This window comes from Pseudomonas sp. JAI111, assembly GCF_024809425.1.
In the GTDB taxonomy this organism is placed as follows: domain Bacteria; phylum Pseudomonadota; class Gammaproteobacteria; order Pseudomonadales; family Pseudomonadaceae; genus Aquipseudomonas.
On the sequence record NZ_JANUCB010000009.1, the window covers coordinates 51,749 to 67,163 of the forward strand.

The 15,415-nt window shown below is 59.8% G+C and carries 14 protein-coding genes; 7 read left to right on the forward strand and 7 right to left on the reverse strand.

Annotated elements, in window-relative coordinates:
- The first annotated feature begins 63 nt into the window (after positions 1-63).
- Complete coding sequence (locus tag HNR03_RS24195; protein ID WP_259156254.1) at positions 64-831, forward strand: metallophosphoesterase; 768 nt, start codon at positions 64-66, stop codon at positions 829-831.
- A 22-nt stretch (positions 832-853) separates the two neighbouring features.
- Here HNR03_RS24195 and HNR03_RS24200 read toward each other — a convergent pair whose 3' ends face one another.
- Positions 854-1,333: a VOC family protein gene (locus tag HNR03_RS24200; RefSeq protein ID WP_259156255.1), complete on the reverse strand. Its 480-nt coding sequence runs from the start codon at positions 1,331-1,333 to the stop codon at positions 854-856.
- Between the two features lie 150 nt (positions 1,334-1,483).
- On the opposite strand from HNR03_RS24200, the gene HNR03_RS24205 reads away from it, so the two are divergent.
- Positions 1,484-2,155, forward strand: a complete 672-nt coding sequence (locus tag HNR03_RS24205; protein WP_259156256.1) for a bifunctional 2-polyprenyl-6-hydroxyphenol methylase/3-demethylubiquinol 3-O-methyltransferase UbiG — start codon at positions 1,484-1,486, stop codon at positions 2,153-2,155.
- Between the two features lie 13 nt (positions 2,156-2,168).
- On the opposite strand, the gene HNR03_RS24210 is transcribed toward HNR03_RS24205, so the two are convergent.
- Positions 2,169-4,754 (reverse strand): EAL domain-containing protein, encoded by a 2,586-nt coding sequence (locus HNR03_RS24210; protein ID WP_259156257.1) that lies wholly within the window; start codon positions 4,752-4,754, stop codon positions 2,169-2,171.
- Between the two features lie 109 nt (positions 4,755-4,863).
- Complete coding sequence (locus HNR03_RS24215; RefSeq protein WP_259156258.1) at positions 4,864-5,253, reverse strand: cytochrome c family protein; 390 nt, start codon at positions 5,251-5,253, stop codon at positions 4,864-4,866.
- Between the two features lie 99 nt (positions 5,254-5,352).
- Between HNR03_RS24215 and HNR03_RS24220 the strand changes: the two genes are divergently transcribed.
- Positions 5,353-5,655, forward strand: coding sequence for a hypothetical protein (locus HNR03_RS24220; protein WP_259156259.1), 303 nt, complete (start codon positions 5,353-5,355; stop codon positions 5,653-5,655).
- Here HNR03_RS24220 and solA read toward each other — a convergent pair.
- Positions 5,645-6,820: an N-methyl-L-tryptophan oxidase gene (solA, locus tag HNR03_RS24225; RefSeq protein WP_259156260.1), complete on the reverse strand. Its 1,176-nt coding sequence runs from the start codon at positions 6,818-6,820 to the stop codon at positions 5,645-5,647. The genes HNR03_RS24220 and solA overlap by 11 nt on opposite strands.
- 532 nt (positions 6,821-7,352) lie before the next feature.
- Between solA and HNR03_RS24230 the strand changes: the two genes are divergently transcribed.
- The gene (locus tag HNR03_RS24230) at positions 7,353-7,712 is read left to right on the forward strand and encodes a DUF6124 family protein (protein WP_259156261.1); all 360 of its coding nucleotides are present in this window, start codon (positions 7,353-7,355) and stop codon (positions 7,710-7,712) included.
- 120 nt (positions 7,713-7,832) lie between these two features.
- Here the strand turns inward: HNR03_RS24230 and HNR03_RS24235 are convergent, their stop codons facing one another.
- Positions 7,833-8,063 carry a cold-shock protein gene (locus tag HNR03_RS24235; protein WP_310504655.1) on the reverse strand — a complete coding sequence of 77 codons (231 nt, stop codon included), beginning with the start codon at positions 8,061-8,063 and terminating at the stop codon, positions 7,833-7,835.
- Between the two features lie 361 nt (positions 8,064-8,424).
- Here HNR03_RS24235 and HNR03_RS24240 point away from each other — a divergent pair, with 361 nt between their 5' ends.
- Positions 8,425-10,110, forward strand: coding sequence for a diguanylate cyclase (locus HNR03_RS24240; protein WP_259156262.1), 1,686 nt, complete (start codon positions 8,425-8,427; stop codon positions 10,108-10,110).
- A 919-nt stretch (positions 10,111-11,029) separates the two neighbouring features.
- Here HNR03_RS24240 and HNR03_RS24245 read toward each other — a convergent pair.
- Positions 11,030-11,440, reverse strand: coding sequence for a DUF1801 domain-containing protein (locus HNR03_RS24245; protein ID WP_259156263.1), 411 nt, complete (start codon positions 11,438-11,440; stop codon positions 11,030-11,032).
- 299 nt (positions 11,441-11,739) lie between these two features.
- On the opposite strand from HNR03_RS24245, the gene HNR03_RS24250 reads away from it, so the two are divergent.
- Complete coding sequence (locus tag HNR03_RS24250; protein ID WP_259156264.1) at positions 11,740-13,455, forward strand: amidase; 1,716 nt, start codon at positions 11,740-11,742, stop codon at positions 13,453-13,455.
- A gap of 62 nt (positions 13,456-13,517) precedes the next feature.
- Here HNR03_RS24250 and HNR03_RS24255 read toward each other — a convergent pair whose 3' ends face one another.
- Positions 13,518-14,684: a carboxylate-amine ligase gene (locus HNR03_RS24255; protein ID WP_259156588.1), complete on the reverse strand. Its 1,167-nt coding sequence runs from the start codon at positions 14,682-14,684 to the stop codon at positions 13,518-13,520.
- Between the two features lie 211 nt (positions 14,685-14,895).
- Here HNR03_RS24255 and HNR03_RS24260 point away from each other — a divergent pair, with 211 nt between their 5' ends.
- Complete coding sequence (locus HNR03_RS24260; protein ID WP_259156265.1) at positions 14,896-15,153, forward strand: DUF6555 family protein; 258 nt, start codon at positions 14,896-14,898, stop codon at positions 15,151-15,153.
- The last annotated feature ends 262 nt before the right edge of the window (positions 15,154-15,415 follow it).

Sequence of the window (15,415 nt, forward strand, 5' to 3'; positions counted from 1 at the left end):
CGCCAGCAACAACGAACGCGTAACTTGCACAGGCTGCCCTTCACATCAGTCAGGAGTTGATCGATGCGCATCGCCTTGCTGTCCGACATCCACTTGTCCGTCAACGCAATCCCCTTTCCCGATGTGGATGCCGACATTGTCGTGCTCGCCGGTGATATCTCCCGCCCGGCACGGGCCATTGATTGGGCCAGAGCCTGCCCTGCACCGGTGGTGTATGTGGCGGGCAACCACGAGTTTTATGGCAGTGACCTGATCTCGACCTTCGCGCAGTTCAAAAGCTTGACCCAAGGCACGCAGATCCACGTGCTGGAGCGCTCGCAGTACATCTACAAAGGCGTGCGGTTTTTGGGCTGCACCTTGTGGTCAGACTATCGTCTGTTCGATGACCCAGAGGAGCGGGCCCACGGGATTGCTATGGCGACGAACGTGATCCGGGACTTCACCCATATAAAAATCTCACCCGATTTCGAGGATCCGTTCACCCCGGCAGTGTCCCAACTGATTTTCTTGCAGACCGTTGCCTGGCTGGAAGAATGCTTCAGCCAGGACCCAACGATTCCCACGGTGGTGGTTTCGCATTTCGCGCCGACACGGTTGAGCATCAGCCCGCTTTTCGAGCGTTCTGCGATTAACGCGAGTTTCGTTTCAGACCTCGAAGCCCGCATCAAGGAGTGGCAGCCGGCGCTCTGGCTACATGGTCACACCCACGGGAGCTTTGACTATCGGGTCGGCAACACCCGCGTCATGTGCAATGCCCGTGGCTATGCAAAGGACGGCATCAATGAGAACCCTCTCTTTGATGACGCCTGCGTGATTGACCTGGATATCTGAGGCAAAGCCCTCGCCATGCGGGTCAGCCCTTGACAGCCGCTTCGATTGCCGCGACGTCGATTTTTCCCATCTGCATCATGGCGTTGAATGCACGCTTGGCCGCCGCTTGATCAGGGTTGTTGATCGCATCCGTCAGGACGCGAGGCGTGATCTGCCACGAGATCCCCCATTTGTCCTGGCACCAGCCGCAGACATTTTCCGCGCCGCCATTGCCAACGATTGCGTTCCACAAGCGGTCGGTTTCGGCTTGGTCATCGGTCGCCACCTGGAACGAAAAAGCCTCGTTGTGCTTGACCCCCGAGCCTCCATTCAGACCTAGGCAAGGAATGCCCATCACCGTGAACTCGACCGTCAAGACATCGCCCTGCTTGCCCGCCGGGTAGTCGTCAGGCGCACGAAGAATGGTGCCCACTACGCTGTCGGGAAACGTCTTGGCGTAGAACGTCGCAGCGTCCAGCGCAGTGCCGTCGTACCACAGGCAAATCGTGTTTTTGCTGACCATTTCGGTTCTCCAGAATCGGGAGTGAATGATCATTCTAGTAGAGCCGCCAACCGAGCTACTTCGCCCGTCCGCAAAACAGACCAAACGCAGTTGCCTTCAGTAGCTGCGCTTGTCCTATTCTGTATCCAGCCAACCACTCTGGACACCGACATGCCCGCCCCCGAATCCAACCTTCTGCAAAGCTGGCACCACAACGCCAAACCCTGGATTGAAGCCATCCGCGGCGGCACCATCGAAAGCCGACTGCAGGTCACCGACCAGGCCATCTTGCTCGCGGTGCTGGGCCGCCAGCCCGAACGGGTGTTGGACCTGGGGTGTGGCGAAGGCTGGCTGCTGCGCGCACTGGCTGAACGGGGCATCGAGGCAGTCGGTGTCGATGGCGACGCGACGCTGGTCGAGGCAGCGCAGGCGGCGGGTTCTTCACCCGTGCATGTGGCGAGTTATGAGGCGTTGGTGGACTCGACGGTGGACATAGGCCGCGACTACGACCTGATCTGCGCCAACTTCGCCCTGCTGCATCAGGACATCATCCCGCTGCTCGCCGCCATGAACACCCTGCTCGCCCCTGGCGGCGCGCTGGTGATCCAGACGCTGCATCCGTGGATCGCCGCAGGGGATGACTATCAGGACGGCTGGCGCGAGGAGACTTTCGCCGGGTTCAAGGGGCAATGGAAACCGATGCCGTGGTATTTCCGCACCCTGTCCAGTTGGCTCAATGCCCTGGACATGGCCGGTTTTCAGTTGACGACTCTGCGGGAGCCGCAACACCCGCAAAGTCCTGTGCCGCAGTCATTGTTGATGGTGGCGGAGCCACGGGGTTGAGCATGTATTCGGATTAAACATCGCTGTGGCTGACTTCTTTTTCCCTGACGCCGACCAAGGTATTGAACGCCTCGACATCCAGTGGCCTGCTCAGGAAGTAGCCTTGACCTTCATCGCATGACACCGCTTTGAGCAACTTCAGTTGTTCAGCGGTTTCGATGCCCTCCGCCGTCACGGTGAGTGCCAGTGCACGCCCAAGGCCGACGATGGCCTGGATAATTGCTTTGTCATCCTCGCTTTCATCAAGCCTGTTCAAAAAGCTGCGATCTATCTTCAGGCCATCGAAAGGAAACGCGCGCAGGTAGCTCAGCGAAGAATACCCGGTGCCGAAATCGTCCATCGCTATGCGCACGCCAAGACGTTTCAGAGTGCGCATGATTTCCAGCGCGCCCGAAGCATCTTCGAGCATGACGCTCTCGGTAATTTCCAGCTCTACGCGGGCGGGGTCGATGCCAGAGTCGTCGAGCGATTGCTGAATGCGCTCGACCAGATTGCCCTGTTTGAACTCGGTCGGTGACAGGTTGACGGAGACGAACAGACTCTCCGGCCATTGCGCGGCGCTTGTGCAGGCGGTATTGAGCACCCAGTTGCTCAAGGCGAGTATCAGCCCTGACTCTTCGGCAATGGGGATGAAGGTGTCGGGCGGTATCAAGCCGTGATCGGGATGTTTCCAGCGTACCAAGGCTTCGGCGCCGACCATTTTTCCGTCGGCAATCCGATAGCGGGGCTGGAAATGCAGCCGCAGTTCGCCGTGCTTGATCGCGAAACGCAGATCGTTTTCCAGACGACGACGCTCAATGATCTTGGCATTCATATCACCGGCATAAAAACGCCAGGTGTTACGACCCGCGGCCTTGGCCTCGTACAGAGCAATGTCCGCATAACGCAGCAGTTCGGCCGCTTTGCTTGCGTCGTTTGGCGCCATTGCGATGCCGATGCTGGCGCTGACAAACACTTCCTGCTCATCGATCGCGACCGGCCGCTCGATGGATTCGATCAGGCGGTGACAGAGTGCCTCGACTTCGTCCTGGGAACTGACGTCGGTGAGGATCAGCACAAACTCATCCCCGCCGACCCGGGCGACAAGGTCGCCGTGGCGTACACAATCAGCCAGGCGGCTCGACACTTCATTCAGAACAAGATCGCCAGCTGCGTGCCCAAGTAAGTCGTTGACCGGTTTGAACCGATCCAGGTCCAGGCTGAGCATGACCAGCGGTGAATCTTCGCTTGGCATTGCCTTGAGTTTACCGTCAAGAAACTCCTGCAGACGTGTCCTGTTGGGAAGCCCGGTCAGGGAGTCATGCTGGGACAGGAACTCGATGCGTCGACGGGCTTCGACTTCTTCCGTCACATCAGTGGCTGTACCCCGGAACCCTTTACAGGGCATGTCTCGGGCCGAGAGACGAGTGATTCGCTCACACCCCTGTGGATCCACGTAGCGACACTGGATAGTGATATCGGGACGCCGGTTCGGGAGGCTCAGCCACTGAGACAATGTGCCTGATTCAGTACCCAGCAGATCATCCATTGGCGCACCAATCCAGGCGTTCATAGAGAGCCCGGTGACGGCTTCAAATCGCTCCGACAGATAGGTGAAGCGCCAATTCGCATCGATTTCCCAGACCCAGTCCGAGCTGGCTTCAACCACATCGCGAAAACGCGCTTCGCTGGTGGCAAGGGCGTCCTGACTTTTCTGCAACGATGCGTAGCTGGCATCCAATGCAAGCGCAGCTGCGGTCGCGCGCCGCAAAATCACCCAGGTCATCAGGCACACCAACAACGCGGCGATGCCAATCAGTGGCAACCCTATTCCCAACAAGCGCAGACCCGGTCGGGACGAAATCCAATGCAATTTGCCGACGGTGCCGTCATCGCCCAAGGCAAAGAGCGACGTCGAGCCAACGTCATCGGCGGTGGCGACACGCAAGCCATTTACCCCGAAATCGTTGCCTATCGCCCGGAGTTTGGCGTCTTCCAGCATGTCCACGAAAATCAGCACCGACGGCAGTCGGTCATCCGCCGTCACGGTCGGATCGGTGCCCGGTGTAATAGCGGCGGCCGCGACGAGGGCCGGTACGCCGCCAATATTGACGAAGGCGGTGGTCGGCGTTTCCGATTCCGCGCCCGCACGAGCCTTGTCGAGAATCGAGTCAACGGAATGCCCAAGCCACTGGGCGAGCTCAACGGATTTCAGCTCTCCTTTGACGACCGAATAGACAGCGCGGTTGACGTCATTGACGACAAACAGGCCTTGGATGCCAAAATCCGCGTAAAGCGTGGAGCCAACGTTTTGTCGCACAAAGGCCCAATCGGGGTCGACTTGAGTGTGCAGGTGCTTGTATGCATCACCCCAAAATGCGTAATCCTTGACAGTCAGGCGCAGGGATTTTTCCAGTGATTGCACCGCTTTCTGCGTGTAGAAAGCACTTTCGGCCTCCTCCGTACGGTCTAAATCCCGGGCGAGAAAAACCAGTGAAACGCTGGCCAGCAGAAACACACCGGCCAGTAACCCCACAAATTTGAAAAGAGAGGCCCGAGCCAACGATACGCTTGTACGGTTGGAGAGGGAGGAAACGATAGAAGCGAGATTGTTCGGCATGATTTACCGCAGTTCGTTGGTGCAAGGCGCTTGCATACAACGCTATCGGCGGCGGAGGGAGAACTATGAGCGATCTCGTTTTCTACGTGGCGGTTTGCGACAGAAGGCTCTACTGCGGCTGAAACGTCTGAAGATACGCCAACAGATTGTCGACTTTTTCCGGATCGCTGAGCCCCCAGAAAATCATGCGGGTGCCAGGCACGACGGATTTTGGCGCTTCAAGGTAGGCAGTCAGGGTTTCGCGGGTCCAGACGATGCCGGCCGATTTCATGGCCTCGGAGTATTGGTAATCCGGGGTGCTGCCCGAATGACGGCCAAAAATGCCGTTGAGCTGCGGCCCGAATGAACCTCGCGCCGATTCGCCGACCTGATGGCAGCCGCCGCACAGGCGCGGGAACAATTTCGCGCCGGCTTCAGCGTCGCCGGCCGCGTGTGCTTGCGCACTGAACGCTCCAGCATTGAGCACCAGGGCGAAGGTGAGTAACGCGGCTTTCTTCATATAGGGTTCCGGATCAGAGGGTGTTCACGGCACAAGCTTTGCGGCGATTTCACCATGATCGTTTATCCTGTGCACCCCGAAATTTCACCGGAGACACCTGTGCCACCCCTGACCGCCCGCGAGGTTTACCAGCTATTGCGCGATGCCGCGCTGGAAGTCCGGCCGCTTAAGCGCCTCGACGAACAGCCCGAGCCTGGCCATGTGCACGTCGACCTCGAAGGCTGGCGCCTGAACCTCGGTTTCGAGGGCAATCGCCTGCGTCACTGCCTGCGCTGCCAAAGCCCGGACGGTCGCATGGGTGAGCCCGATAGCTGGCAACGTTACGGCACCGACCTGGTGAGCTTGCTCAGCACCTGGGAGCAGGCGCAAATTGAACGGCTGTGCACCGCAGTCACGCAGTAACGCCGTCAAAGCGCTGCAACGAAAACGCCGACAAGTCCAGGTCGCTGCTACCCCGCACACACCACTGCGCCAACGCCTCCCCCAGTGCAGCGGAATGTTTGAAGCCATGCCCGGAACAGGCGGACACCACCAGGGTATTTTTCAGTGAAGGATGCTCGTCGATGATGAAGTGGCTGTCCGGCGTCACGGTGTAGGCACACACCGCCGACTTGGCAACCCGCGAGCTGACACCGGCGATCTTGCCGCGCACGTGGGTGTCGAACATCTCCCGCGCTTCGGCGGCGCTGACGGTTCTGTCCAGGGTGTCGGGCGACGATTCTTCGCTGTATTGCTCGGTCGCGACCTTCAGGCTGTTCTCGCCCGGCAACGGTGGAAAGCCATAGCTCGCATCATCGTCTGCCCCTTGATGGCGGATGAACGTCGGCGAGACCGGCGCGAATTGCGCTGTTTCTTCCAGCTCAAACCAGAACAGCGTCTGACGACACACCCGCAGCAAACGGTCGAAGGGTGCGCCGAGCAAACCCTGGGACCACATGCCCGCGCTGATCACCACCTTGTCGGCAATGATCGTGCGCTGATCGGTCGTGACTGTGACGCCCTGCTCGTCCGAGCGGATCTGCGTGACGGTTTCCCCCTTGAGCAGTGTCGCGCCGAGTGCTTCGGCGAGCTGCAGCTGCACCGCAATGCAGCGCTCGGGCCGGACATAGCCGCCACTCGGTTCGAAGTAGCCGACCGCTGTGTCCAGCACCGGTGAAAACTGCGGGAAGCGCTGGCGAATCTGCTCGGCCGACAACCGCTCGTGTTCGATGCCGTGGGTTTGCGCCAAGTGCAGAGTGCGGTGGGTGAAGTCGCTGGCATCGTCAGCGTTGTAGTCAGGGCCCGAGGTCATGACCAGCACGCCACACTGTTCGAACAGCGACTCGCCGGACAGCGCTTCGAGCTCGCGCCAGATTCGGTGGGAATTGCGAACGATGGGCAGATAGGCGGCGCCCTCCCCGACCGAAAGCCGGGTGATGCGCGTGTCGCCGTGACTTGAACCTTGATCGTGGGGAGGATGGTGGCGGTCGACGCCGATCACATTGACGCCGGCTTTCGCCAGTTGATACAGCGTGGCGGCGCCCATCGCGCCCATGCCGAGAACCGCTACTTCACACCGATGTTCCATCCCTGCCCCCACCGAAAACCAGATGATTGAAAAGCCTCCAGCATAAGCGCTTCGTTCTGATTTTTCAGTGGCGGCACAGATGATCCAGGGACGGAGGCTTAAAAACGCGGTTGGGGGGGTTGATTTGGTACGGCGAGAGTCAGGAATTTGCTCGGATTTCATTAAGGTTTAAACATCGCCGGAAGGTGTCTGTTTAAGCGCGCTCAAGGTTACGTCCTGAAAGCTACAAAACCTTGCGCCGTTGCCTACGGCTACGCCAGAATCCGCCGGCTTGTGCGCCTGGGGGCTGCTCGGTAACTTGATTCCCGTCACTGCTCATCAGTGATCGGGTTTAGTCGCCCGGCTAAGGTAATGCGGTCGCACGAGCAACGTCAGGCAGGTATTCACCTGTACTTTATGGCAGCTGTGCGCATGGCGTCTTCGGACGCGCCGGATTTTTGCCTTTCCTTGCCGGTCGACTAACTTGCGCACGGCTGCCTCCCCTCGTTTAGTCGCGAGATGGTCGCAGCCCTACTACAAAAGGGAAGCACCTATGTTCAAAGTAACGCCGAACCCACCGGACACCGATCCGGCCTCCCCGTACGAACCCGATTCAAAGAAATTCCACGAGGCCGCCGAGCGAGCGCTCGACTACCACTTCCCGTCGAACGCCGACATCAAAGCCGCACCGCGAACCCGCAGCACCCTGTTTTCCGTTGACCCTGAGGCCACGGCTGAAACTTTGGCGGTGTATCTGGTCGAGACGTTGGCCTCGGTCGATGTGATGGTCCATCAGTTGGTGGATCATCTGGAGGGTGAATCGCGTTATGCCCTGCTGGGGATTTCCAACAGCATCATGGTCGCGGAGATCACGGCGAACCGGGTGTTGGATAAGATCGATACGCCGGCGTAGAGGCGGTCTGCTGTGCAGCGGTCCCTTTTATGGGGCCGCTTCGCGGCTCAGCGGGACGGTACGGCGTTCCGACAAGTTCCCTTGCCATAAAGGTGTTTCATGAAGGCACGCCATAGGCATTTACAAAGGAACAACATTTTTAGCCAGCCGCCGACCTTGGACTAACACAACTTCAAATTCAACCTTCTGGTCCTCATTGAGTGTCTCAAAAGGGGGCAATCGTATATCTGAAAAACGAACAAATGCATCTTCGCCACCATCATCGGGAGTGAGGAAGCCAAAACCTTTTTCACCATCAAACCACTTCACTGTTCCTTGCATTTTTTTTGCTCCGAATTGATTAGCTGCCATTCGTGGACACCCGCTCAGCTCTTTGCTGGCTTCGGTACAGGGATAGTTATCGCTTCGCATACGCCCCATGACTACTGTCAGAGTTGACAGTTTTTTAGCCTTTTTTTAAGTGCCGTACAGTCCAATCAGTCGCTCTGGATATATAGGCAGTGAACTTTTTTTCTCAGGCCCCTGTTGGAGGTTCACCCCAACTTTTCGATAGGCTTCAGGATTGGCTGTGGTTGACCCACCGCTATCGCGAGCAGGCTCGCTCCCACAGGAATTGTCCGATACGCCCGGGGCCATGAAAGCGCCGCCACTGGCCGCGACCCCTCCATTGCGCATACCATGCGCGACTCTAAAAAATTACAGATGGGCCCCCATGATCAAAGCCAGTCTGCGTAGCCACCTGACACTTTGGTTTGCCGGTTTGTCGCTGCTTACGCTGCTGAGCGTGGGTTTCTATGTCGGCCACATCGCCACCGAGCAGATGAAGCAGGCAAGCGGCAATGCGTTGTTGAGCACCGCCCGGTCTGCGGCCGAGCTGTTGGGCGCGCAATTGGGTGAACGTCAGCTCGAAGTGTCCCTGCTCAGTCGCGCCCCGCTGTTTCGGCGTGGCGACCTCGACGATCCAGACATCCTGTCGTCGATGGAGCTGCGTTCGCAGTCCCGCGCCGAATACGCGTGGATGGGCGTGGCGGACGCCGACGGGCGTGTGCACCAGGCCGTGAACAATCTTCTGGTCAATCAATCGGTAAAAGAACGCCCCTGGTTTCAGGCCGGGTTGCGCGGTGCCTATACCGGCGATCCTCACGAGGCGGTCTTGCTGGCAAAACTGTTGCCGGGCTCCAGCAATGGCGAGCCGCTGCGCTTCATCGATTTCGCCGCACCGATACGCAATGCCAATGGCCAAGTGATCGGCGTGCTGGGAGCGCATGCCCATTGGAGCTGGGTGACGCGCATTGTCGACGCGGCCGTATTGCACAAGGGTACGACGCCTGAAGTAGAAGCACTGATTGTCGACCACGACGGTAAAGTGCTGTACCCGGAACCCCTCATGGGGCAACAACTGACCAACATGCCGCCGCCTCAGGGAACCCATCCCGATACGCCGGGCTGGTCAGTGGGCAATGGCTACCTGACCAGCATTGTCGCGGTGCCGACATCCTCGAGTACGAACCTTGCGTGGTACATCGCTGTTCGACAGCCGCTGGACATCGCGCTTGAGCCGGCACGCGTCCTGTTTTACAAGTTGCTGTTGCTGGGCGTCATCGCCGCCATCGTGTTTGCGCTGGTGGCGTATTACCTGGCGCTGTACCTCAGCCGGCCGATAGAGCTGCTGGCCAAGTCGGCTCAACAAGTCCAGAACCAACAGCCCGGCGCGACGTTCCCCCGGGAACATTCAGTGCTGGAAATTGCCCAGCTTGGCCAGTCCCTTCAGGGCATGACTCAGTCCTTGCTCGGCAAGGAGCGCGAGTTGCAGGAGGCCAATGCCTCGCTGGAAGCCACCGTCGCCCAACGCACCGCCGCCCTCACCCAGGCCAATGCCGACTTGTTGAAACTGGCCACTCATGACGCGCTGACGGGCGTTTACAACCGGCGGCGGTTCGACGAGAAACTGGTCGAGTCCAGCCTGCTGTATCAACGCACCGGACGCCCGTTCGCGCTGCTGTTCATCGACGCCGACCACTTCAAGCAAATCAACGACACCCATGGTCATGCCATCGGCGATGAAGTGCTGCACCAACTGGCCCGCCTGATTCAGGACAACACCCGCGCCACGGATTTCGTGGCCCGCTACGGTGGCGAGGAATTTGCGGTTCTGTTGCCCGAAGTCGAGGAGCCCGAGAGTCCGGATATCGTCGCAGAAAAAATCCGCGCCGCGATCGCCGCCGCTACCTTTGTCTCGGTCGGTCAGGTCACGGTCAGTATCGGCATTGGCCTTGCCGAAGCATCCGATAGCAACGCTACAGCGCTGATCAATCGGGCGGATCAGCAGCTCTATCAGGCGAAACGGGCGGGAAGGAATCGGGTGTCTCGAAATGCTGGCGTTACTGAACGCCATTGACTGCCGCGATTTCTTGACTTCCTGAAACGGAAAAGCCTGGGGGAATCGTAATGTTTGGGGTGTTTTGGGGTTTGGGTACATATCCGGTTCTGCGGTAACGGCGGCTATTGGTTCCGCCCTGACGGCGGGTCACTTGGAGAAGCGCCAAGTAACCAAGCGCTTTTGCCCCTGACGTTCGGTGCCTCGCTAAGGCTCGGTATGCCCTCGCTCCGGTCCTGCTCCGTGGGCCCGCCGCCATCGGCCATCCATGGCCGGGGGCGGCTACCGCGGCATCCTTGCCGCGGTGCCCACTGCGCAGAACCTCCACTCGGCCTCACGAGGGGGCGTGCACCGCAAAAGCCAAAGCGAGGCGGCCTGCGGGCCGACCTGTTTGCTCAACGCTTGCGCGTCCTGATCGTTCCCATGCTCCGCGTGGGAATGCCGCCGGGGACGCTCTGCGTCCCGCTGTCGACACAGGGCTTGAGTCTTGCGCGATGGTGACGCGGAGCGTCACGGGATGCATTCCCACGCGGAGCGTGGGAACGATCAACAGCAACAGCATCGCGAGCAGGCTCACTCCCACATAAAGCAGATCGGCGCACCGCTGTTGCTCCTCACCACTCATCAGGCCGAGCGTTAGCTCGCCTTGCGCTTTTGATTTTGATCTTGATCTGCCCCGTCGGAAGGCCGAACGCAGGTTCTGCGCAGTGGGCAACCCGGCATGGATGCCGGGTTAGCCGCCCCCGGCCATGGATGGCCGATGGCGGCGGGCCCACGGAGCAGGACCGGAGTGAGGGAATGCCGAGCCTAGGCGAGGCACCGGACGTCAGGGGCGCAAGCGCTTGGTTACTTGGCGCTCTTCCAAGTAACCCGCCGTCAGGGCGGAACCAATAGCCGCCGTTACCGCAGAAACGGATATGTACCCAACCCCACAGTGCGCTTACTTGAGCGGTCTGGTACGAGAGGTATTGAGCGCAACAGCAGCCAAAATCAACGCTTTCAACGCCCCCTCATCAACCGGGTCACCTTCATGGATATCAATGGCCCGCCGGGTATTCCCTTCAAGGCTTGAATTGAACAAACCCGCAGGGTCTTCAAGCGAAGCGCCCTTGGCGAAGGTCATTTTCACAACCTGCTTGTAGGTCTCGCCGGTGCAGAGAATCCCGGCATGGGACCACACCGGAACGCCCCGCCACTTCCATTCCTCAACGACATCAGGGTCGGCCTGGTGGATAAGCGAGCGGACCCGAGCCAGCGTCTCGCCCCGCCAGTCATTCAACTCGCTGATTCTTGCGTCTATCAACCGAGAGGCAGAATCGTCCCCTTCTCCGACCATTGCGCCCTTCTTCATGTGAATACCAACTCCTTGAGGATGATTTTCGCCCGAATGAGAATAGTCGCCACACGTCCCTGGTTTGAGAATCGCTGACTGACGGCTTCCCTGCGCACCAAATGATCACACCGATTCCCTCCGCGCCCGCCTTGGTGCTAAATAGAGCGCTCAGGTTTAAGCCCAGACCCTGTCGCGTAATGCAGTGCAACGAGAACTGATATGAACACCCATTTTGAGATAAGCGATGCCCTCGCCCCCAAGACCCGGCGCGAGGCCAACATCGACCACAACGCCCTTCAGCCAGCGGTGGTGACAGCATGATCGAGGTCACCGAGGTTTCCATTGCCGAACTGCGCGCGGCGCTCGAATCCGGCCGGACCACGGCGGTTGAACTGGTCCAGGCCTATCTCGCCAGAATCGACGCCTACGACACCGCCCAAACGCCCACCGCACTCAACGCGGTGGTGGTTCGAAACCCCGACGCACTCAAGGAAGCCCAAGCCAGCGATGACCGTCGAGCCAAAGGCAAGACGCTCGGCCCGCTGGACGGCATTCCCTATACAGCCAAGGACAGTTATCTGGTGAAGGGGCTCACTGCCGCCTCCGGAAGTCCTGCGTTCAAAGACCTGATTGCCTACCGCGATGCGTTCACCATTGAACGTCTGCGTGCCGCCGGGGCGATTTGCCTGGGCAAGACCAATATGCCGCCGATGGCCAATGGCGGCATGCAACGCGGGGTCTACGGCCGCGCCGAGAGCCCGTACAACGCCGACTATCTGACGGCCCCGTTTGCGTCAGGCTCATCGAACGGTGCCGGCACCGCGACCGCCGCCAGCTTCGCCGCATTCGGCCTGGCCGAAGAGACTTGGTCGAGTGGACGCGGTCCGGCATCGAACAACGGCCTGTGCGCCTACACGCCGTCGCGCGGGGTGATCTCGGTGCGCGGCAACTGGCCGCTGACCCCGACGATGGACGTGGTCGTGCCGTACGCCCGAACCATGGCCGACCTGCTGGAAGTGCTCGACGTGGTGGTGGCGGATGACCCCGACACCCGTGGCGATCTGTGGCGGATGCAACCCTGGGTGCCGATCCCGAGTGTCGCCTCCGTGCGCCCCGCTTCCTATGCCGAACTGGCCGCGAACTCTGCTGCACTCGCCGGCAAGCGCTTCGGCGTCCCGCGCATGTACATCAACAAGGATCCGGATGCGGGCACCAGCGAATCGCCTGGCATCGGCGGCCCAACCGGGCAGAAAATCCACACCCGCCAAAGCGTGATCGGCCTGTGGGAGCAAGCGCGCAAGGCCCTCGAAGCCGCGGGCGCCGAAGTGGTCGAAGTCGATTTCCCGCTGGTTTCCAACTGCGAGGGCGATCGCCCCGGCGCGCCGACCGTGTTCACCCGCGGCCTGGTGTCCAAAGAGTTTCTGCATCATGAGTTGTGGGACCTGTCGGCCTGGGCGTTCGATGATTTTCTGCGGGCCAACGGCGATCCCAAACTCAACCGTTTGGCCGATGTCGACGGGCCGCTGATATTCCCGCACGACCCGGGCACGTTGCCCAACCGCGAAGACGACCTGGCGGCGGGCATGGACGAATACGTGAAGATGGCCCAGCGCGGTATCACCCCGTGGGACCAGATCAGCACAGTGCCGGACGGACTTCGCGGACTTGAAGAAACGCGGCGCATCGACCTTGAAGACTGGATGGATCGGTTGAAGCTCGATGCGGTGCTGTTCCCGACGGTGGCTGATGTCGGGCCGGCGAATGCCGATGTTGATCCGCAGTCTGCCGATATCGCCTGGAGCAACGGCGTGTGGGTCGCCAACGGCAACCTCGCCATCCGCCATCTGGGCGTGCCCACGGTCACGGTGCCGATGGGCGTAATGCCGGACATCGGCATGCCGGTCGGGCTGACGTTTGCCGGTCGGGCCTATGACGATTCGACGCTGCTGCGCTTTGCCTCGGCGTTCGAGTCGATGGGCAACCTGCGAATGATCCCGCCGCGCACCCCACCATTGCCGCGCAACCATCCGTAAAACAGCCGGGATTGGGGCCGCACAGCCACAATCCCGTCGCTCAACTGGCTCACCCTTTACTCTCACGACTCACAGGCGACGCTTTGCACGTCATTGCAAATGTGCGGCGCTTGCGACGTCTCCATCAGCAACTGATCCACGACCTGCGACAGCGCCGCCTGGACATCCTGCCCACTGTGCAAGGCGCGTTCGTAGACGCTGCGCTGCCGATCCGCACTGGTGCCCCTGCGCAGGATCCGGCGCGCCTGAGCAAACACATTCTCCACGCCCATATTACGCGCCGCATCGCCCAACACCTGCTGCGCCATGGACAGCCACTGCTCGGCGGAGAACGGTCGGTCATAGCCTTCGATGATGAAGGCTGCGTGGGCTCCAAACCGTTTGGCCCGCCACCGGTTTTCGCTGAGAACCCATCGCGACACGGGCGAATAGGTCGACCCGGGGCACGGTTGCTCAATGGCATAGGCCACCAGCAATCGAAAGAAAGACGCGATGCACAACACATCGTCCAGGCGTGGACAGGCGTCCGTGATGCGCATCTCCAACGTCGGATATTTCGCAGCCGGTCTTACTGACCACCAGCATTCGCCCGCCTGCTTGATGGTGCCAGTCTGGATCAGCAATCCGATGTAAGCGTCATAGGCTCGCTGATCTTCAAAGAACTCGGGAATGCCCATCCTCGGCCACTCGTCACAGGCTGTTTGCCGGTAACTCATGAAGCCGCTGTCGGCACCGTCCCAGAACGGTGAAGAACTGCTCAACGCCAACAACAACGGCATCCACGGCAAGACTTCGTTCATCACCTGAATACGGTCCAGGTGCGACGGCACTTCGACATGCACGTGCAGACCAGATAACAGGCTACGCCTGGCCACGCGCTGGAAGTCTTCAAACAGTTGAAGAAAGTGCGGTTGCCCGGTGGCCTGCTGCACACGCCAATCCGCCAAAGGGTGGCTGCCGACACTGATCAGTCCCAGGCCGTATTCCTCCAGGTTTTTTCGCAACGTGTGACGGGCCGCAGCGAGGTAATGCGCCGCTTCGGCAACGCCGGTAAAAATGGGCGAAGCGACTTCGATCTGGCCCTGGAACATCTCATAGGCAAAACAACTGCCCAGCGCAGCCTCACACGCCTGGATCGCAGCGACGGGAGGCTTGGCGGCCATACGCCGGGTGTTCAGGTCGGTGATGAAATATTCTTCTTCGATGCCGAAGTTCAGGTGGCTGTTCATCGCAATCCCGGCGTTGTTTTTGAATGGATCAACCGGCAACGGCATTGGTTCACAAGGATTGACATGAGGTACAGCCGCGAAACGCTTCAAGCGATTGGCCGAAGCGATTGCGAAAAAAACAACGAATTCAAAAGCCTGGGCACGCCAGTTAAACACTTTGAATTTTTTTTGACGCACTCACTCCTTTGTCTATGAGCATAAGGAGCGCCTCATGAACCGCACTGACCTTTTCATCATCGAATACAAGCTCCACGGGGAGCCGAAGTCTTTCATCATCCGGGCGAAAGAAATGAGCAACGCGCACGCATGGCACTGGGCAAGCTGTGATGCCGGATTGGCGCCCATCCCGAAACCCGGAAAACCACCCCTCAAGGTCGTGTCCAAACCCCAAGCTGAACGGTACGGCCTCACCGACGTGAAATGGCGCGCATCGGCAACGCTGGACTGGACAGAGGCGTCAACGCCTTGAGCAAATGCTGAGCCTAAAGTGGGAGCGAGCTTGCTCGCGATGGGGCCGGACCAGTCGCCGATGATGTTGAATGTACTGCCGCCATCGCGAGCAAGCTCGCTCCCACAGGTTCGCGGATTAGCACAGTCTCGCGTCAGCACCGAGCACGCTTGCGCACTTGATCTGGCTGTTGATCTGGCTTTTGATCTTGACCTGCCCCATCGGAAGGCCGAACGCAGGTTCTGCGCAGTGGGCAACCCGGCAGGGATGCCGGGTTAGCCGC